The organism is Demequina muriae, assembly GCF_030418295.1.
Classification (GTDB): Bacteria; Actinomycetota; Actinomycetes; order Actinomycetales; family Demequinaceae; genus Demequina; species Demequina muriae.
This window is the reverse complement of the sequence record NZ_JAUHQA010000001.1, coordinates 2,316,131-2,334,543: the sequence shown is the minus strand read 5'-3', so window position 1 is coordinate 2,334,543 and position 18,413 is coordinate 2,316,131. Positions and strand designations below refer to the sequence as shown.

Genomic DNA, 18,413 nt, shown 5'->3' with positions numbered 1-18,413 from the left:
ATAGGATGATTCTCATGAAGATTCGCACCTCCGTCCTCGTCGCCACCGCCGCGACCGCCTCGCTTCTGCTCACGGGCTGCTCGACCGCCGAGTCCCCCGCCGACTCCTCGGCCGAGGGCTCCGGACCCGCCGCGGACGGCGTTCTCCCCTTGGCCGCCGCCTTCTACCCCCTCCAGTTCGTGGCCGAGCGTGTGGGAGGCGACCAGGTCTCCGTACTGCCGCTCACCGCACCTGGCGTCGAACCCCACGATCTCGAGCTGTCCCCTTCGGTGGTGCGCGAACTGCAGGACGCCGAGCTGGTTCTCTACCTCAGCGAGTTCCAGCCCGCTGTTGATGACGCCGTGGAGACGACCGGCGTGCGCGCGTTCGATGCCCATCACATCGTCGAGGAGCACGAGGCGGCCCACGAGGACGAGGCCCATGACGACGAGGAGGAAGAGGCGCATGAGGAGGACGACGACGGGCACGACCACTCGGCCGGCGACCCCCACTTCTGGCTCGACCCCGCGCTGCTCGCGGAGTACGCACACGAGGTCTCCGTCGAGCTCTCCGGCGTGGACCCCGACAACGCAGAGGCGTATGCGGCGAACGCTGAGGAGCTCGAAACCGAGCTGCTCGCCCTCGACCAGTCATTCACGGATGCCCTGTCGCAGTGCGAGCGCAGCGACATCTTCGTGAGCCACGAAGCCTTCGGATTCCTTACCGAGCGGTTCGGCCTCGAGCAGCACGGACTGTCTGGCCTGGATCCCGACGCTGAGCCCTCCCCCGCACGCGTGCGAGAGGTGCGCGACGAGGTCCAAGCCACCGGCGCCACCACCGTCTACTCGGAATCATTGGTCGACGCCGCCGCCATCGAGGCGCTCGCCGCGGATGCCGGCGTCCAGACCGCCGTGCTCGACCCGGTCGAGGGCGTCTCGGGCGACGACGACTACATTGATGTCATGACCCGCAACCTGGACGCCTTGCGAGCTGGGCTTGGCTGCAACTGACCCCGCAGCGCCCGCCGCGTCCCCCGTGCTGAGCGCGAGGGACGTGCGCGTGTCTCTCGGGGGCACCCCCATCCTCCACGGTGTGTCGCTGGATGCCCACCGCGGCGAGGTCGTCGCACTGATGGGCGGCAACGGATCAGGCAAGTCGACGTTCGTGCGGGCGCTCGTCGGCGCCATCGCCCCCACCCACGGAGAGATCAGACTCGCCGGCCGTCTCCTCACGCCGAGTAGCCGCGCGAGCCTGGGCTACGTGCCGCAGCGCCTCACCGCGGCCGGTGGGGTGTCCGCGACCGTCGCCGAGGTGGTCGCCTCGGGGCTGCTGGGCAACCGCCGGCTCCGCACGCCCCGACATTCTCGCGCCCGCGTGGCCGAGGCGCTGAGCACCATGGGCATCGGCGATCTCGCCCACCGCGATGTGACACGCCTGTCGGGAGGCCAGCAGCAACGTGCGCTGATCGCACGCGCCCTTGTGCGCCACCCCGACGTCCTCGTGCTCGACGAGCCGATGGCGGGGGTCGACCTGGAGTCTCAGGTGGCGTTCGCCCACGCGCTCGGTCACCTTAAGGACGGCGGCGCCGCCATCGTCATCGTGCTCCACGAGCTGGGCGCAGTGGCGCGCCACATCGACCAGGCAGTGGTCCTCGAGCACGGATGCGTGACGTACACCGGCGCCCCTCCCGCGGACATGGGCGTCCACGCGCTTCCCGGGCACGACCACGAGCACCCGCACGCCGACCCGCAGGCCGCCGACCGCTCCAGTCTCGGATGGGACGGCCCATGATCTCGATGCTGCAAGAGCCCCTCGTCCAGCGCATGCTCATCGTCGCTCTGCTGGTCGGAGCGAGCGCGCCCGTCGTGGGCACGTACCTGGTGCAACGACGCATGGCGCTGCTCGGCGACGGCATCGGCCACGTCGCCCTGGCGGGAGTCGCCGCAGGCTGGCTCGCTGGCTCCGCCGCGGGACTCGTCCAGCAGGACGCGCTCGCCGTGCCGGGGGCGATCGTCTTCGCCATCGTCGGAGCGGTGGTGATCGAGCGGATGCGCGAGAGCGGCACCGCAGCCGCCGACGTCGTCATGGCGATCCTGTTCTACGGAGGCATCGCCCTCGGCGTGCTGCTCATCGGAATCGCCGGCGGCTCCAACGCCAACCTCTTGGGTTACCTGTTCGGGTCGATCTCGACCGTGACATGGGCGGACGTGGGGGTCACGTTCGCGATGGCGGCCATCATTCTGGTGCTGGGCATCGGACTGCGCAGCGCGTTGTTCGCCGTCACGCATGATCAGGAGTTCGCCTACTCCACCGGCCTGCCGGTCAAGGCGCTCAACATGGTGGTGGCCGTCCTGGCGGCCGTCACGATCACCGTGTCCATGCGGGTGGTCGGCGTCCTGCTCGTGTCCGCGCTGATGATCGTCCCTGTCGCGATCGCGCAGCTCCTGACCGGATCATTCGCGCGCACCATGACCGCGGCGATGGGATTGGGCATAGTGCTGTGCGTCACGGGCGTCAGCATCACCCTCGAGCACGACCTGCAGCCCGGTGCGCTTATTGTGGTGCTGGGCGTCGGGGCCTATATCGTGGTGGCGGTCGGCGCGACGCTCGTGCGCCGCCAACGACGACGACGCCCCCTTGCGGAGACCAGTTCATGACAGCACAGCGCATGACCAAGCAGCGTGCGGCCGTGCTCGAGCTGCTCGATACCCACTCCGAGTTCCGCTCTGCACAGGCATGGCATGACACGCTGCGGCACGACGGCTCGAGCGTGGGGCTCGCGACCGTCTACCGCACGCTCCAATCGCTCGCCGAGGCCGGCGATCTCGACACCGTGGTGAGCGATTCCGGGGAGACGCTGTACCGCCGCTGCGAGGCGGGCGAGCAGCACCACCATCACCTCCGCTGCCGAGTCTGCGGACGCGCCGAGGACATCGACGTGCCCGAGTTCGAGGCATGGGCGGACCGCGTGGCCCGCTCCCATGGCTACTCCCTGATCGACCACACGGTTGAGCTCACCGGGGTGTGCGCCGAGTGCCACGCCCGCGGCGCGGACGCGCCCTGATGCCGGGAGTTCCCTCCTTCATCGTCGCAGGGCCCTGGTGGGGACTGTTCCTCTTCCTCACCGCAGTGGTGTTCCTCCGCACGCAGGCGACCTACTGGGTGGCACGGTGGGCACGTGCCGGCGCCGATGCGGTCGCCGAGCGAGCGGAGTCACAGGATGGTCGACGCGCTCGCCTGGCACGCCGGCTCGCCGGCCAGGGCACTGAGCGGGCCCGCGCGTTCCTGGAGCGGTGGGGCTTTCTCGGCATCCCCGTGTCGTTCCTCACCATCGGCTTCCAGACCCTGGTCAATGCCTCTGCCGGCTATGCCCGCATGCGCTTCGACCTCTACACCCTGGCGATGATCCCCGGCTGCGTGGCGTGGGCGACCGTGTACACAGCGATCGGGCTGTCGCTGTGGGAGGCGTGGCTCCGGTCGCCCGTCCTGCTGGTCGCGGCGCTCGCCGCCGTCGTCGTGGTCGCGTTCGCTCTGAGTCGCTGGCGCCGCCGCTCGACCACACGCGATCCGCGCGGACCCACGCCCGCCTCCGAGCGCATCGGCGGCTAGGCCGCGCCGAACCGCCGATTGCGGTGCGCGTAGCTCTCGATCGCCGCCCACAGGTGGGTGCGGTCGACGTCGGGCCACAGCACGTCGGAGAACACATACTCCGCATACGCCGCCTGCCAGGGCAGGAAATTGCTGGAGCGCTGCTCCCCGCTCGAGCGCCAGAACAGATCCACATCAGGCATGTCGGGCTCATCGAGGTGCGCCGCCAGGGTCTTCTCCGTGACCTTGGCCGGGTCGATCTCCCCCGCCGCGACCTTCAGGGCGATCGCCCGCGCCGCATCGGCGATCTCCGCCCTGCCGCCGTAGTTCACGCACATCGTCAGCGTGAGCACGTCGTTGCCGGCGGTCATCTCCTCGGCGCGCTCGAGCTCGTCGATCACGGACTTCCACAGGCGCGGCCGCCGTCCCGCCCATCGAACCCTCACGCCCCACTCGGCCATCTGGTCCCGGCGGCGACGGATCACGTCGCGGTTGAAGCCCATGAGGAACTTGACCTCATCGGGACTGCGCTTCCAGTTCTCGGTGCTGAACGCGTACGCGCTGAGGTGTTTGACGCCGATCTCGACGGCGCCCGCGACCACGTCGAGCAGGGCCGCCTCTCCGCGGGTGTGCCCCTCGGTGCGCGGCAGCCCGCGCTGCTTGGCCCACCGCCCGTTGCCATCCATCACCACGGCCACGTGGGCGGGCACGGCCGATGCGGGCAGGTCCGGAGGCGTCGCGCCTCCTGGGTGCGGATACGGCCGGGAGTACTTCACAGTGGCAAGCCTAGCCGCGCACGACAGGGTCCCGGCCCCCGGCGGCTTCCCCCGAACGCCGTCGGTGACACGGAGCGGGCGCCGCGGTCAGCTCTGACGCGCGTCGGTCCTGTCCACGTGCGTCAGCGAGCGCACCTTTCGCTCCAGATGGAACTGCGTGTACGCCGCGATCAGGCCAGCGGCGTCGCGGCGGGGGCGGTCGTCCGACGCGTCGGCCGAGGCCCAGTCGCCGCTCAGCAGCGCCTCGAGCAGGGAGAACGTCTCGGGAGCCGGCGCCGCGGCGCCGGGCGGCCGGCATGCCTCGCAGACCGCTCCGCCCCCGGCCACCACGAAGGCCCGATGCGGTCCCTGGCGACCACAGCTGGCGCACAGGTCGAAGCTCGGCTCGTAGCCCGCGAGCGCGAGCGACCGCAGCAGAAAGCTGTCGAGCACCATCCCCGGCTCATGCTCACGACGGCTCAGCGACCCCAGCGCCCCATGGAGCAGTCGGTACTGGTCCCACGCCGGCTCCTTCTCGTGGTCCACGAGCTTGTCCGCCGTCTCGACCATCGCGGTGGCCGCGGTGTACATCGCGTAGTCCTCGGCGATGCGACGAGCGTACGGCTCCTTGGTCTCGACCTGGCTGACGATGTCGAGGTTCCGGCCCTCATAGAGCTGAACGTCGACGAGCATGAAGGGCTCGACCCGCGAGCCGAGCCTGCTGGACGTGCGGCGCACGCCTTTGGCGACCGCCCGCACCTTGCCATGGCGCTTGGTCAGCAGCGTGATGATGCGGTCGGCCTCGCCCAGTTTGTGGGTGCGGAGCACGATGGCGTCATCACGGTAGAGGGGCACTCCCCCATTGTCTCTCTCCCGCGCTCCCAGCCGCGCGAGCGTGCCTCAGGGCGAGTCGCTGATCATGCGCCCCAGAGACGCGGAATGGTCTTCGGTCCATCCGAGCGATGCGTAGAAGGCTCGCACCTCACGGTTGGTCTCGCGCACCTGGAGGTTCACCTTGAGGCACCCCACGGCGCGCAGCTCGTCGACGGCGCGCGCGACCAGGGCCGTCGCCACGCCACCGCGCCGATGCTCCGGAGCCACCGCGAGGTGATAGAGCCATCCCCGCACGCCGTCGTAGCCGGCCATCAGCGCGCCGATCACCTCACCGCCGCCCGCGTCGCCCACCGCAGCGTCCGAGCCGGACCCGGCCCGCGCATCGGCCGCTGGCACGCACGCGACCCAGAACAGCTCCGGGTCGCGTGCGAGCTTGCGCGCGATCATGCCATGCGGCTCGTTGCGCGCGGGATCATCCGGGAAGGCCTCGGCCCACAGTGCGGCCACGTCCCCCGCATCGGCCGCGACGAAGCGCCTGACCTGGCATGACACCCGAGCGCTACCGCTCTGCGCGGTTGACCGCCGAGATGATGGCCTTGAGCGTCGCGGTGGTGATCGACGGGTCGACGCCCACACCCCAGAGGATGTCGTCACCGATCTGGCACTCCACGTACGCGGCCGCGCGGGCGTCGCCGCCGCCGGTCATCGCATGCTCGTGGTAATCGAGCACCTCGACCTTGATTCCGCGGGTGCCGAGCGCCGCGACGAACGCGTCGACGGGACCGTTGCCTGATCCTTCGATGGTCACCGCGGCGTCGCCGTCACGGATATCGGCCGCGAGCGTGTCCGCGCCTTCGTCGGACGACGTGGTGCGAGTGCCGTGCAGCGCGAGTCGGCCCCACTGGCGCCCCTCGTCCGGCACGGGCAGGTACTCGTCCTGGAAGATCTGCCAGATGTCCTCGGCGGTCTGCTCGGCGCCGGTGGAATCGGCCGCCACCTGCACGACGCGCGAGAAGTCGATCTGCAGGCGGCGCGGCAGATCGAGATTGCGCTCCGTCTTGAGCAGGTAGGCCACGCCGCCCTTGCCGGACTGCGAGTTGACGCGGATCACGGCCTCGTAGGACCGGCCCACGTCGCGCGGGTCGATCGGCAGGTACGGCACGGCCCACGCGAGGTCGTCGACGCTGACGCCCTGCGCGGCCGCCTTGCCGTCCATGGACTCGAGGCCCTTCTTGATCGCGTCCTGGTGCGAGCCCGAGAAGGCCGTGAACACCAGGTCCCCGCCCCAGGGGTGGCGCGGGTGCACGTCGATCTGGTTGCAGTACTCGACGGTGCGACGAATCTCGTCGATGTCGGAGAAGTCGATCTGCGGGTCGATGCCCTGGCTGAACAGGTTCATGCCCAGGGTGACCAGGTCGACGTTTCCGGTGCGCTCGCCGTTGCCGAACAGGCACCCCTCGATGCGATCGGCACCGGCCATGTACCCCAGCTCGGCTGCCGCGATGGCCGTGCCGCGGTCGTTGTGCGGGTGCAGGCTCAGCACCACGGAGTCGCGGTAGTCGAGGTGGCGGTTCATCCACTCGATCGAGTCCGCGTAGACGTTCGGGGTGGCCATCTCGACCGTCGCGGGCAGGTTGATGATGACCTTGCGCTCCGGGGTGGGCTTCCACACGTCGAGCACCGCGTTGCAGACCTTGACCGCGTACTCCAGCTCCGTGCCGGTGTACGACTCCGGGCTGTACTCGTAGAAGACCTGGGTGTCAGGGATGGTCTCCTCGAACTTCTGGCACAGCATCGCTCCGTGGGTCGCGATGTCGAGGATCTGGTCCTCGTCCGCGCGGAACACGACCTCGCGCTGCACGATCGACGTCGAGTTGTACAGGTGCACGATCGCGTTCTTCGCCCCCTCGAGCGACTGATACGTGCGCTCGATGAGGTGCTCGCGGGCCTGCGTCAGCACCTGGATGGTGACGTCGTCGGGAATGCGCTCGCCCTCGATCAGCGCGCGCACGAAGTCGAAGTCCGTCTGGCTCGCCGACGGGAAGCCCACCTCGATCTCCTTGTAGCCCATGCGCACCAGGAGGTCGAACATGCGCATCTTGCGCTCGATGTTCATGGGCTCGATGAGCGCCTGGTTGCCGTCGCGCAGGTCCACGGCGCACCAGCGCGGGGCCTTCTCGATGCGCTTGTCGGGCCACGTGCGGTCGGGCAGGTCCACCGTGATCTGCTCGTGGAACGGGCGGTACTTCTGGATGGGCATCGCCGAGGGCGTCTGATCGCCCGAGGTGTAGTAATCGCTCATGTCTGGGGTCCTTCGTCGGGGTCTGGGCTGAAGAGTCAGCCGGCGCGACAGCCTCCGCGACGAGGAGCCGGCCTGGTGTTAGGCCTCGTCGCGGCGACGAAGAAGAAGCGAGCGTGCACGCATGCGTTCACCATAGCCGATGCTCACCAACCGGGCCGTCAGCGCAGCGGGAGCCCGTCACCGTCATGCCGCACGCTTGCGATCTCCGCGATGCTCCACACGCGGAGCCCTACCCCGATCACCACAGACACGATGAGCAGCGTCGACCCGAGAGCAAGGTTGTCGCTCGCCCCGAGCACGGCAAGCCCCCCTGCCCCGAGGACTATCGCCACGGCGAGCAGCGACGCTTGAAGGTTCGCGAGCCGATGCTTCCCGATGGAGCGGTTGTGAGCACCGGCCGGCCCTCTGAAGCGCCCTCTGGACTCGAAGTCCGCGTATGAATAGGGCGACACTCTGCCCTCCGTCGTGGTTGCCCCACCCCCGTGGTTCACAAGATCGGCCCCGCAGCTGACGCAGGACACCGTGGTGCCCGCGTTGACGAACCCGCATTCGCGGCACCGCCGCCTGCTGCCCGAGTCACGTGCGGCACCGAGCGCCTCGAACGCATCCTCTCGCGAGTAGTCGGTCACGTCAGAAGCCCATGCGGCCCAGCTGCTTGGGGTCGCGCTGCCACTCCTTGGCGACCTTGACATGCAGGTCCAGGTAGACGCGACGGCCGAGCAGTCGCTCGATGCCCGCACGGGCGGTCGCACCCACGTCGCGCAGCCGTTCGCCCTTGTGGCCGATGATGATGCCCTTCTGCGAGTCACGCTCAACGAACAGCTGGGCGCGAATCTCGAGCACGTCCTTGGTGGCCTCCGGGGAGTCGGGCTCCACCATCTCCTCGATCATCACCGCGATCGAGTGCGGCAGCTCGTCGTGCACTCCCTCCAGGGCGGCCTCACGGATCAGCTCGGCGACGCGCACGTCCTCGGGCTCGTCGGTGATTTCGCCGTCGATGTACAGCGGCGGCCCCTTGGGCAGGTACTTGACGAGCAGGTCGGCGAGCACATCCACCTGAATGTCCTCCACCGCGCTCACCGGGATGACCTCGGCCCAGTCGGCGAGCTCGGACACGGCCATGAGGTGCTCGGCCACGCGGGCCTTCGGCACGGAGTCGACCTTGGTGACGATCGCGATGACGGGAGCACGCGCCTCGCTGAGCTCGCGAGCGATCCACTTGTCGCCCGGGCCGATCTTCTCGTCGGCAGGCAGGCAGAAGCCGATGACGTCGACCTCGTTGAAGGTCTCGCGGACCACGTCGTTGAGGCGTTCACCGAGCAGGGTGCGCGGCCGGTGGAGTCCGGGGGTGTCCACGAGGATCAGCTGCGCGTCGTCACGAGTGAGGACGCCTCTGATGGCGCGCCGGGTGGTCTGCGGGCGCGAGGACATGATCGCGACCTTCTCGCCTACGAGCGCGTTGGTCAGCGTCGACTTGCCGACGTTGGGGCGCCCCACGAAGCAGGCGAAACCGCTCCGGTGCGTCTCGGCGGTGGTCGCGTCGTCTCCCATGTCAGGCACGTCCCGCGAGGAAGGTGAGCAGCAGACGTCGCTGCAGTGCGAACATCTCCTTCTCCTCCTCTGGCTCGGCGTGGTCGTAGCCGAGCAGGTGCAGAATGCCGTGGGTGGTGAGCAGGAGCATCTCCTCTTCGGGGGTGTGGCCGGCCGTCGCGGCCTGACGTGCCGCGACCGTGGGACAGACGACGATGTCGCCGAGAAGCCCCGCCGGCGTGGGCGCATCGGCCGTGCCTGGACGCAGCTCGTCCATGGGGAAGCTGAGCACATCAGTGGGTCCCGGCTCATCCATCCACTGCAGATGCAGCTGCTCCATCGCGGCCTCGTCGACGAACAGGATCGCGAGCTCCGCGCCGTCGGCGACGTGCATCTCATTCAGGACGTACGTGGCGAGCTCGGCGAACTCGACCTCGTCGACGCTCACGTCCGTCTCGTTGTTGACGTCGATCATGCGGAACCCCCTTGGTGGCCGAAGCGTCGGTGCTGGCCGCCGCCGCGCGGTGCGTTGCGCTCGTCGAGCTTGGCGTACGCCGTGATGATGTCGCTCACCAGCCGGTGTCGCACCACGTCGTCCGCGTTGAGTTCGCAGAACGCGATGTCGTCGATCCCATCGAGGATCTCTCGCGAGGCGCGCAGTCCGGACTGGGTGCCGCCGGGGAGGTCGACCTGCGTCACGTCTCCGGTCACCACCATCGTCGAGCCGAAGCCCAGGCGGGTGAGGAACATCTTCATCTGCTCGCGAGTGGTGTTCTGGGCCTCGTCGAGGATCACGAACGCGTCGTTGAGCGTGCGACCGCGCATGTATGCCAGCGGCGCCACCTCGATCGACCCCGCCTCCATCAGGCGCGGGATGGACTCGGGGTCCACCATGTCGTGCAGCGCGTCGTACAGGGGACGCAGGTACGGGTCGATCTTCTCGTTGAGACCCCCGGGCAGGAACCCCAGCCGCTCCCCCGCCTCGACCGCCGGCCTGGTGAGCACGATGCGGTTGACCTTCTTTGCCTGGAGCGCAGCCACGGCCTGCGCCATGGCGAGGTACGTCTTGCCGGTGCCGGCCGGGCCGATGCCGAACGTCACGGTGTGCGTCTCGATCGCCCTCACGTACTCGGCCTGGCCGTGCGTCTTGGGCCGGATCGTGCGGCCCCGGCTGGACAGGATCGACCGCGACAGCACGTCGACGGGGCGGCTCGCGACAGCGTCTCCTGAAGTGCCCACCGTACCCGTGTCCCCGGCCCCCGCCGCGGCCGCAGCGACGCCACGCGCCGCGCTCAGCATGCGAGTCGACTCGCGGGCGACTTCCGGCGTCAACGGGACGCCAGCCGAGCGCACGGAGCGCAGCTCCTCGATCGCCGTGGCGGCCGCAGCGACCTGGGCGGGATCCCCGGTCAGCGTGATCTCGTTGCCCCGCACGTGGAAGTCGACGTCCTCGAAGGCTCGCTCGATCTCCTTCATGACGGCGTCGCCGCTGCCCATCAGATCGGTCATCTCGGCCGAGTCGTCGACCACCACGATGCGGTTCGGGCTCACGCGGGGTTCCAATCGAGCTCGCCCCCGCCGATCACGTGACCGTGCACGTGGAAGACGCTCTGGCCAGCGCGCGCGCCGGTGTTGAAGATCCACCGGAACTGCCCGCCGCATTCGGCGTCCGCGATCCGCTGTGCGACCTCTGCCATCTCAGCGAGCACCTCAGGGATCTCGCGGGCGGCGGCGGCGACATTCGGCACATGGGCGCGGGGCACCACCAGCACATGCACCGGCGCCTTGGGCGCGATGTCTCGGAAGGCCACCACGCGCTCGGTCTCGAGAACCATGTCGCCGGGAATGTCACCGGCGATGATCGTGCAGAACAGGCAGTCGTCACTCATATGGCTAGCGTAGGCCCCCGTCGGCCTGGTCGTCGGACCCGTCGGCGCCGGGCCAGGTGCCGCGGGCCACCGCGAGCGCCGCGAGAGCGGCGGGACCGGCCGTCGACGCGCGCAGCACGTGGGGCCCGAGCACCACGGCCTCGGCGCCCGCGTCCGTGAGCGCGGCGAGCTCGCCGTCGGAGATGCCGCCCTCAGGCCCCACCACCAACCACACCGTCGGGGCCGAACCGTCCCACGCCAGCGTGGCGAGGCCGGCGGTCGCCGACTCGTGCAGCACCAGTACCCGCTCCCCGCGCGCCACGGCATCGCGCACGAGCCGAGCGAGTTCAGCGGACGAGACCTGCGGGTCCACCGTCGCGACGAGCGCACGTCGCGACTGCTTGGTCGCGGCGACGACGAGCGACTGCCATCTCCCCCGCGCCTTGTCCGCTTTCGCCCCGCGCCATTGCACGATGCAGCGGGACGCGGCCCACGGGACGATGCGGGTGGCCCCGAGCTCGATCGCGGCCTCGACGGCCTGCTCGTCGCGGCCGCCCTTCGCCAGCGCCTGCACCAGCACCACCTCGGGGTCATCGTCGCTGGACACCGATTCCACGCGCACGCGCATCTGGTCGGCGCTCGTCTCGGCGATCACGCCGCGGGCACGTCGTCCCGCACCGTCGACGACGTCGACGGTCTCGCCTGGGGCTCGGCGCTGAACCGTCACCGCATGCCGCGCCTCATCACCGGTGACGGCGATCACGTCGCCGGGGCGCGCATCGGCCGCCGCGTCGCTGAGGAACACCGGGGCGCTCATGGCGGCGTCAGCGAGGCTTGAACGCGTCGCGCAGTCGCGAGAACACGCCGCCGCCGATGGGCGCGAGCGTCGCCTCGGGCATCTCCTCGCCTCGCAGCTCGGCGAGACGACGCATCAGGTCGCGCTGCTCGTCGTCCAGGTCCTCTGGCGTCTGGATGTCGAGGTGCACGAACAGGTCGCCGCGGCTGCCGCGCTGGAGGCGGCCCACACCGAGACCTCGCAGCCGTACGGTCGAGCCGGCATGCGTTCCGGGCCTGACGTCGATCTGCTGCTCGCCGTCGAAGGTGTCGACGCCCATGGTTGCGCCCAGCGCCGCGGCGGTCATCGGCACCTCGACCGTGCAGTGCAGGTCGTCCCCGCGCCGCTCGAACGTGGGGTGCTGCTTCTCGCGGATCTCGATGTACAGGTCGCCCTTGGACCCGCCGCCCGTGCCCGCGTCGCCGCGGTTCGGAAGCCGGATCCGCGTGCCCGTCTCGACGCCCGCCGGGATGTCGACGGAGATCGTGTGACGCGAGTGCGTGCGTCCTTGGCCCGAGCAGTCGGCGCAGGGCTGACGGATGATCGTGCCGTAGCCGCCGCAGCCGGGGCACGGTGACGTCGTCATGACCGGTCCGAGCAGCGATCGCGCGGTGCGCTGAATCATGCCCGCGCCGTTGCACTGCCGGCAGGTCTCGGGAGACGTTCCCGGTGCGCAGCACGAGCCCTGACACGTCTCGCACCTGTCGGCGAGGTCGACCTGCACCTCTCGAGTGACGCCGAACACTGCCTCTTCGAGAGTGACGGTGGTCTGCACCAAGGTGTCCCCGCCGCGCTGGGTCCGCGACGCCGGGCCACGCTGCTGCGCTCCCCCGAACGGACCGCCGGAGCCGCCGAAGAACTGCTCGAAGATGTCCTCGAAACCGTATCCCTGCGGGCCGCTCTGGCCGCCCGACGCGGAGCGAGGGTCGACGCCGCGGTCGTATTGCGCGCGCTTGTCGGCGTTGCCGAGGACCTCGTAGGCGGCAGCCACGTTCTTGAAGTGGTCGCCCGCATCGGGGCCCGCCACGTCAGGATGGTGCTCGCGCGCGAGCTTGCGGTAGGCCTTCTTGATCTCTGCCTCGGAGGCGTCTCGCGAGACGCCCAAGGTGGCGTAGTAGTCCTTCACTCGTTCTCCACGACTCTTGAGAGGTAGCGGGCGACGGCTCGCACGGCGGCCATCGTCCCTGGGTAGTCCATGCGGGTGGGGCCAAGCGCCCCCAGCAGGGACGTCGCGTCCCCGCCCGGTCCGTAGCCCGCAGCGACGATCGATGTGCGCGCCAAAGCCTCGTTCTTGGTCTCGGCGCCGATGCGCACGGCGATGTCGTGGCCATCAGCAGCCATCTCGTGCAACAACCGAAGCAGCACCACTTGTTCCTCGAGTGCGTCGAGCACCGAGCCGATCGCATCCGACTCGAAGCCCGCACCCGCACGTGCCAGGTTAGCGGCGCCGGCGAAGACCACGCGCTCCACGGTGCCGCCGCGCGCCGCAGCGACCACCGCATCGGCGACTGACTGGGCCCACGCCACCTGGGAGGGGCGGGCCACCCAGCCGTCGAGCGAACGCTGGAGTGCCGCAGGGGTGTGCCCGACAGACGCCTCGTTGATCTCGCGAGCGACGCGCTCGAACTCCTCGTCGGGGGTCTCGCCGCCGAGCGAGATCGTGGACTGCTCGACCCTGGCATCGGCCGAGACCACGACCACCAGCGCGCGATCCGTGCCGATCCTCACCAGTTCGACCCGACGCACCGCGGACTCGCGCAGGCTCGGGTACTGCACCACCGCAACCTGGCGCGTGAGCTGGCTCAGCAGGCGGACCGACCGCTCCACGACGTCGTTGAGGTCGACGGCATCGGACAGGAACGTCTGGATGGCGCGCTTGTGGGGGTCCTGCAGCGCCGATGCGGCGAGGTGGTCGACGAAAGAGCGGTAGCCGGCGTCGGTGGGAATGCGTCCTGCGCTCGTGTGCGGCTGGGCGATGAGCCCGTCCTCCTCGAGAGCGGCCATGTCGTTGCGGATCGTCGCCGACGACACCCCCAGCACCGACGACGCCGCCAGCGCCCTCGACCCCACGGGCTCGGACGTGGACACGTAGCCCTCGACGATCGCGTGCAGCACGGCGCGCCTGCGTTCCTCACTCACTTCACACACCTCCCCCTGGGGACCCGTTCGCGTTGGCACTCGACTGGTTCGAGTGCCAATTCTAACGCGGACCTCTGGACGGTAGCGTGGCCCCATGAGGGAGCCCGCAGACGCCGTCGCCACCCCCGGCCGGGACACCGCGCTGGCGAGCGTCGCGCACCTGGGGGCGATGGCCGGTCCGCTCGTGCCGTGGATCGTCTACGTGTCGCGACGCAGGAGCGAACCGTGGGCCGCGCGCGAAGCCGCAACTGCGACAAACTTCGGATTCCTGGTACTTGCCGGGTTCGTGGTCGCCACGCTCGTCCGAGAACTCGTGCCTTTGCTGGCGTTTCTCGGTACATTGGCCCAGTTGGTGATCCTCATCGTCGCGGTCGCGCTGTGCCTCCAGGCATTCCGCTCCGTGCGACGAGGGCATCCAGCGACGTACCCCTACGAGATCAAAGTGGTGAGACAAGCATGACTGACAGCACGACTCCCCCGCCCCCCGAGCAGCCCGCCGCGGGCGGACAGCCGCAGGGCCAGAACCCGTACACGATGGCCACCCTCGCACACGCGACGGTCTTCACCGGCTTCCTCGGCCCGCTGATCTTCTGGCTCATCGGCAAGGACCAGAGCCCGTTCGCCGACGAGGAGGGCAAGAAGGCCCTCAACTTCGGCATCCTCATCTCGATCGCGTACATCATCTCGGTCATCCCGTTCATCGGATGGATCATCTGGATCGCCGCGATCATCGCCGCACTGGTGTTCGGCATCCAGGGCGCCATGGCTGCGAACAGCGGAAAGCCGTACAAGTACCCGTTCACGCTGCCGATCGTCAAGTAGTTCTCAGGGGTCTACCCCGACGGAATTCAGGGCCCGTCATCGGTCGTCAGACCGATGGCGGGCCCTTGCCGTCTCTGCCACTCTGGTCACATGAGCGAGAACACACCCCCCAGCACCCCCACCCCGCCGAGCGCGCCCGAGCCCCACGGGCCGCCTCCCACCGGCTACTCTCCGCAGCCGTCCGGACCCACCGTCGCCCCGATGCTCGAGTCAGAGGCTCGCACCTGGGCGATGCTGGTCCACATCATCGCCGCCGCCGCGATCATCCTCAGCGCTGGCACCCTCGCGTTCGTCGCGCCCCTCGTGGTGTGGCTGCTGTATCGCGAGCGCAGCGCCCTCGTGGACTACCACGGCAAGCAGAACCTGAACCTGCAGCTCACGCTGCTCGTGGTGGGCATCTCCGCCATCGTGATCGGCCTGGTGACCTTCACCGTCGGGTTCCTCATCACGCTGCCCGCGCTGTTCGCCTACGGAATCTACGCGCTCGTCATCTCGATCATCGCGGGCGTCAAGGCGAATGCCGGCGAGTACTACCCGATCGGCTTCACGATCCGCTTCATCCGCTGATCCGACGCTGCGGTGCGCTTGTCTCAGGTGAGCGCGCGCACTGCGGCATCCGCGAGCAGTCGGCCCCGCAGCGTCAGCAGCAGCATGCCTGCGATGGCCGCCCGGCCGTCGAGCACCCCGTCGGCCACGAGAGCGGCCACGGCCTGAGTGCGCGTCTCGGGGAGGTCCCCGATGGGCATCCCCTGCGCGAGGCGCACCCTGAGCATCACCGATTCGAGAGCGAGATCCGCCGGGCTGAGCGGTTCGCGCTCGGCCTCCGGACTCTCCCCCGCGTGCAGACGCTGCGCGTAGACGCGCGGCAGCTTGACGTTCCACCACCGCTCGGCGGGCGCATCGGCGCCATCCGCGCCGATGCGCGGGCCCAGGTAGCTGTGCGCCCCCGGCCCGATCCCCCACCAGTCCTGGCTGGTCCAGTACGCGACATTGTGGCGGCACGCGTCTGCAGGTGTCCGTGCCCAGTTCGAGACCTCGTACCAGGCGTATCCCGCCTGGGCCAGGCGCGCATCGGCCGCCTCGTACATGTCCGCCTGGGTGTCGAGGTCCACCGCCTGGATCTCGCCCCTGCGCAGCTGGGTGCCCATGCGGGTGCCGGGCTCGATCACCAGGGCGTAGGCGCTGACGTGGTCGGGCTCCAGCGCGATCGCTGCGTCGAGGCTCGCGTGCCAGTCCGCGAGCGACTCGCCCGGGGTGCCGTAGATGAGGTCGAGGCTGGTCGCGAGGCCGGCCTCCTTGGCCCACGTGATGGCGCGCTCGACGTTCTCGGGCCGGTGGGTGCGCTCCAGCGTTGCCAGGACGTGCGGCACTGCGGACTGCATCCCGAACGACACCCGCGTGAAGCCGGCCGATGCGAGGGCTGACAAGGACTCGCGCGTCACCGAGTCAGGGTTGGCCTCGGTGGTGACCTCGGCATCGGCGGCAAGGCCCCAGGTCTCGCACACCCCGTCGAGCAGGGCGGCGAGCGCGCCCGCATCGAGCATGGTCGGGGTGCCACCGCCGACGAAGACGGTGCGTGCCGGGCGATCGTCGCCTGCCATCACGGTGCGAGCGAGCGCCATCTCGCCCAGCGCCGCACCCACGTAGTCGTCTCGCGAGGAGAACTCGCTCTCGCCTGGCGCGTACGTGTTGAAGTCGCAGTAGCCGCACCGCACCGCACAGAACGGCACGTGGATGTACACGCCGAAGTCGCGCCTGCCGCCCTCGTGCTGCGACAGGGAGGGGGCGGACAGGGCGTCGCCCACCGCTACTTCTTCTTGCCCTTGGCGGCGCTGTCGTCAGAAGTGGACAGCGCGGCGATGAACGCCTCGGGCGGCACCTCGACCGAACCGATGTTCTTCATGCGCTTCTTGCCCGCCTTCTGCTTCTCGAGCAGCTTGCGCTTGCGGGAGATGTCGCCGCCGTAGCACTTGGCGAGCACGTCCTTGCGGATGGCGCGGATGGTCTCGCGCGCGATGATCCGGGCACCGATGGCCGCCTGGATGGGAACCTCGAACTGCTGGCGATCGATGAGGTCCTTCAGCTTGCCCACCATGGACACGCCGTAGGCATAGGCCGCGTCCTTGTGGACGATGGCGCTGAACGCGTCCACCTGCTCGCTCTGCAGCAGGATGTCGACCTTGACGAGATCGGCTGCCTCGTCACCCGCGGGCTCGTAGTCGAGGCTCGCGTAGCCCTTGGTGCGGGACTTGAGCTGGTCGAAGAAGTCGAACACGATCTCGGCCAGCGGCAGCGTGTAGTGCATCTCGACGCGCGTCTCGCTGATGTAGTTCATGGTGCCCATCTGGCCCCTGCGCTCCTGGCACAGCTCCATGACCGACCCGATGAACTCGCTCGGGACGAGGATCGTGGCCTTCACGATGGGCTCGCGGACCTCGGCGATCTTGCCGCCCGGGAACTCGGACGGATTGGTGACCGTGATCTCCTTGCCGTCCTCCATCTTGACCGTGTAGACCACGTTCGGGGCCGTGGAGATGAGGTCGAGGTTGAACTCGCGCTCGAGCCGGTCGCGCACGATCTCGAGGTGGAGCAGTCCCAGGTAGCCGCAGCGGAAGCCGAAGCCCAGCGCCACCGAGCTCTCGGGCTCGTACACGAGCGCGGCATCGTTGAGCTGCAGCTTGTCGAGGGCGTCGCGCAGCACCGGGAAGTCCGAGCCGTCGAGCGGGAACAGCCCGGAATAGACCATCGGGCGAGGGTCGCGATAGCCGCCCAGCGACGTCTCGGCGCGGCCCTTCGCGCGCGTCACGGTGTCGCCGACCTTGGACAGGCGCACGTCCTTCACGCCGGTGATGAGGTAGCCCACCTCGCCGACGCCGAGCCCCTTGGTGGGTGTGGGCTCCGGGGAGATCACGCCGATCTCGAGCAGGTCGTGGGTGGCGAGCGTGGACATCATCGCGATCTTCTCGCGAGGCTTGAGGTCGCCGTCCACCACCCGGACGTACGTGACGACGCCACGGTAGGAGTCATAGACCGAGTCGAAGATCATGGCGCGCGTGGGCGCGTCGGCGTCGCCGACGGGGTGCGGGATGTCGCGCACCACTCGGTCGAGGAGCTCGGGCACGCCCTCGCCCGTCTTGCCGCTGACGCGCAGGACGTCGTCGACGTCGCAGCCGATCAGCTGGGCGAGCTCGGCCGCGTAGCGGTCCGGGTCGGCCGACGGCAGGTCGATCTTGTTGAGCACCGGAATGATGGTGAGGTCGTTCTCCATCGCCAGGTACAGGTTGGCGAGCGTCTGCGCCTCGATGCCCTGGGCCGCATCGACGAGGAGCACCGCACCTTCGCACGCCGCGAGCGACCGCGACACCTCGTAGGTGAAGTCCACGTGGCCAGGGGTGTCGATCATGTTGAGCGCGAACGGGCTGCCCTCGACGTCCCACGGCATCCGCACTGCCTGCGACTTGATGGTGATGCCGCGCTCGCGCTCGATGTCCATGCGGTCGAGGTACTGCGCCTTCTGCAGACGCTCCTCGAGCACGCCGGTGATGCCGAGCATGCGGTCGGCGAGCGTCGACTTGCCGTGGTCGATGTGCGCGATGATGCAGAAGTTCCTCAGGAGCTCCGGCGCGGTCGCGGCAGGCACGATGCGGGGATCGGTGGTCACAGTCGTGGCGTTTCCTCGGGTCGAGTGATGCGGAACACCTATCCTCCCACGAGTGGGCCCGCGCTCATGCGACGGGCATTCGTGCCGATAAAGCCTGGTG

22 protein-coding genes are annotated in these 18,413 nt (G+C 69.3%); 8 read left to right on the top strand and 14 right to left on the bottom strand.

The window, feature by feature from the left end:
- The first annotated feature begins 14 nt into the window (after positions 1 to 14).
- The 5 genes from QQX02_RS10970 to QQX02_RS10950 are packed head-to-tail and all read left to right on the top strand — an operon-like array spanning position 15 to position 3,588.
- Positions 15 to 989: a metal ABC transporter substrate-binding protein gene (locus tag QQX02_RS10970; RefSeq protein ID WP_301143106.1), complete on the top strand. Its 975-nt coding sequence runs from the start codon at positions 15 to 17 to the stop codon at positions 987 to 989.
- On the top strand, positions 976 to 1,770 hold the full coding sequence (locus QQX02_RS10965) for a metal ABC transporter ATP-binding protein (RefSeq protein WP_301143105.1): 795 nt from the start codon (positions 976 to 978) through the stop codon (positions 1,768 to 1,770). The genes QQX02_RS10970 and QQX02_RS10965 overlap by 14 nt, the downstream gene beginning before the upstream one ends.
- On the top strand, positions 1,767 to 2,636 hold the full coding sequence (locus QQX02_RS10960; protein WP_301143104.1) for a metal ABC transporter permease: 870 nt from the start codon (positions 1,767 to 1,769) through the stop codon (positions 2,634 to 2,636). Before QQX02_RS10965 ends, QQX02_RS10960 begins: the two co-directional genes overlap by 4 nt.
- Positions 2,633 to 3,043 carry a Fur family transcriptional regulator gene (locus QQX02_RS10955; RefSeq protein WP_301143103.1) on the top strand — a complete coding sequence of 137 codons (411 nt, stop codon included), beginning with the start codon at positions 2,633 to 2,635 and terminating at the stop codon, positions 3,041 to 3,043. Before QQX02_RS10960 ends, QQX02_RS10955 begins: the two co-directional genes overlap by 4 nt.
- Complete coding sequence (locus tag QQX02_RS10950; protein ID WP_301143102.1) at positions 3,043 to 3,588, top strand: SNARE-associated domain-containing protein; 546 nt, start codon at positions 3,043 to 3,045, stop codon at positions 3,586 to 3,588. Before QQX02_RS10955 ends, QQX02_RS10950 begins: the two co-directional genes overlap by 1 nt.
- Here the strand turns inward: QQX02_RS10950 and QQX02_RS10945 are convergent.
- From QQX02_RS10945 to hrcA, 12 genes are all read right to left on the bottom strand, one after another.
- The gene (locus tag QQX02_RS10945) at positions 3,585 to 4,343 is read right to left on the bottom strand and encodes an isoprenyl transferase (protein WP_301143101.1); all 759 of its coding nucleotides are present in this window, start codon (positions 4,341 to 4,343) and stop codon (positions 3,585 to 3,587) included. The genes QQX02_RS10950 and QQX02_RS10945 overlap by 4 nt on opposite strands.
- 87 nt (positions 4,344 to 4,430) lie before the next feature.
- Entirely contained in the window at positions 4,431 to 5,177 is a 747-nt protein-coding gene (gene recO, locus QQX02_RS10940) for a DNA repair protein RecO (protein WP_301143100.1), read from the bottom strand.
- A gap of 45 nt (positions 5,178 to 5,222) precedes the next feature.
- The gene (locus tag QQX02_RS10935) at positions 5,223 to 5,708 is read right to left on the bottom strand and encodes a GNAT family acetyltransferase (RefSeq protein WP_301143098.1); all 486 of its coding nucleotides are present in this window, start codon (positions 5,706 to 5,708) and stop codon (positions 5,223 to 5,225) included.
- A 7-nt stretch (positions 5,709 to 5,715) separates the two neighbouring features.
- Positions 5,716 to 7,458, bottom strand: coding sequence for a 2-isopropylmalate synthase (gene leuA / locus QQX02_RS10930; RefSeq protein ID WP_301143096.1), 1,743 nt, complete (start codon positions 7,456 to 7,458; stop codon positions 5,716 to 5,718).
- A 158-nt stretch (positions 7,459 to 7,616) separates the two neighbouring features.
- Entirely contained in the window at positions 7,617 to 8,087 is a 471-nt protein-coding gene (locus QQX02_RS10925; RefSeq protein ID WP_301143095.1) for a hypothetical protein, read from the bottom strand.
- A 1-nt stretch (position 8,088) separates the two neighbouring features.
- Positions 8,089 to 9,009 carry a GTPase Era gene (gene era, locus QQX02_RS10920; protein WP_301143093.1) on the bottom strand — a complete coding sequence of 307 codons (921 nt, stop codon included), beginning with the start codon at positions 9,007 to 9,009 and terminating at the stop codon, positions 8,089 to 8,091.
- 1 nt (position 9,010) lies between these two features.
- Entirely contained in the window at positions 9,011 to 9,463 is a 453-nt protein-coding gene (gene ybeY, locus QQX02_RS10915; RefSeq protein WP_301143091.1) for an rRNA maturation RNase YbeY, read from the bottom strand.
- A complete protein-coding gene (locus tag QQX02_RS10910) occupies positions 9,460 to 10,497 on the bottom strand; it encodes a PhoH family protein (protein WP_301143725.1) in 1,038 nt (345 codons plus the stop codon). The genes ybeY and QQX02_RS10910 overlap by 4 nt, the downstream gene beginning before the upstream one ends.
- 38 nt (positions 10,498 to 10,535) lie before the next feature.
- Positions 10,536 to 10,877: a histidine triad nucleotide-binding protein gene (locus tag QQX02_RS10905; protein ID WP_301143089.1), complete on the bottom strand. Its 342-nt coding sequence runs from the start codon at positions 10,875 to 10,877 to the stop codon at positions 10,536 to 10,538.
- 4 nt (positions 10,878 to 10,881) lie between these two features.
- Positions 10,882 to 11,673, bottom strand: coding sequence for a 16S rRNA (uracil(1498)-N(3))-methyltransferase (locus tag QQX02_RS10900; RefSeq protein WP_301143088.1), 792 nt, complete (start codon positions 11,671 to 11,673; stop codon positions 10,882 to 10,884).
- A 7-nt stretch (positions 11,674 to 11,680) separates the two neighbouring features.
- On the bottom strand, positions 11,681 to 12,817 hold the full coding sequence (gene dnaJ, locus QQX02_RS10895) for a molecular chaperone DnaJ (protein WP_301143086.1): 1,137 nt from the start codon (positions 12,815 to 12,817) through the stop codon (positions 11,681 to 11,683).
- Positions 12,814 to 13,830: a heat-inducible transcriptional repressor HrcA gene (hrcA, locus tag QQX02_RS10890; protein ID WP_301143085.1), complete on the bottom strand. Its 1,017-nt coding sequence runs from the start codon at positions 13,828 to 13,830 to the stop codon at positions 12,814 to 12,816. The genes dnaJ and hrcA overlap by 4 nt, the downstream gene beginning before the upstream one ends.
- 94 nt (positions 13,831 to 13,924) lie before the next feature.
- On the opposite strand from hrcA, the gene QQX02_RS10885 reads away from it, so the two are divergent.
- The 3 genes from QQX02_RS10885 to QQX02_RS10875 all read left to right on the top strand — a co-directional run bounded on the left by QQX02_RS10885 (position 13,925) and on the right by QQX02_RS10875 (position 15,219).
- Positions 13,925 to 14,290, top strand: a complete 366-nt coding sequence (locus QQX02_RS10885) for a magnetosome magnetite crystal formation protein family (protein ID WP_301143084.1) — start codon at positions 13,925 to 13,927, stop codon at positions 14,288 to 14,290.
- A complete protein-coding gene (locus tag QQX02_RS10880) occupies positions 14,287 to 14,652 on the top strand; it encodes a DUF4870 domain-containing protein (RefSeq protein WP_301143082.1) in 366 nt (121 codons plus the stop codon). Before QQX02_RS10885 ends, QQX02_RS10880 begins: the two co-directional genes overlap by 4 nt.
- Positions 14,653 to 14,742: 90 nt before the next feature.
- Positions 14,743 to 15,219: a DUF4870 domain-containing protein gene (locus QQX02_RS10875; protein WP_301143080.1), complete on the top strand. Its 477-nt coding sequence runs from the start codon at positions 14,743 to 14,745 to the stop codon at positions 15,217 to 15,219.
- Positions 15,220 to 15,242: 23 nt separating this feature from the next.
- On the opposite strand, the gene hemW is transcribed toward QQX02_RS10875, so the two are convergent.
- Both hemW and lepA read right to left on the bottom strand, forming a co-directional pair.
- A complete protein-coding gene (gene hemW / locus QQX02_RS10870) occupies positions 15,243 to 16,457 on the bottom strand; it encodes a radical SAM family heme chaperone HemW (RefSeq protein WP_301143078.1) in 1,215 nt (404 codons plus the stop codon).
- Between the two features lie 2 nt (positions 16,458 to 16,459).
- On the bottom strand, positions 16,460 to 18,313 hold the full coding sequence (gene lepA / locus QQX02_RS10865; RefSeq protein ID WP_301143076.1) for a translation elongation factor 4: 1,854 nt from the start codon (positions 18,311 to 18,313) through the stop codon (positions 16,460 to 16,462).
- Positions 18,314 to 18,413: the final 100 nt, after the last annotated feature.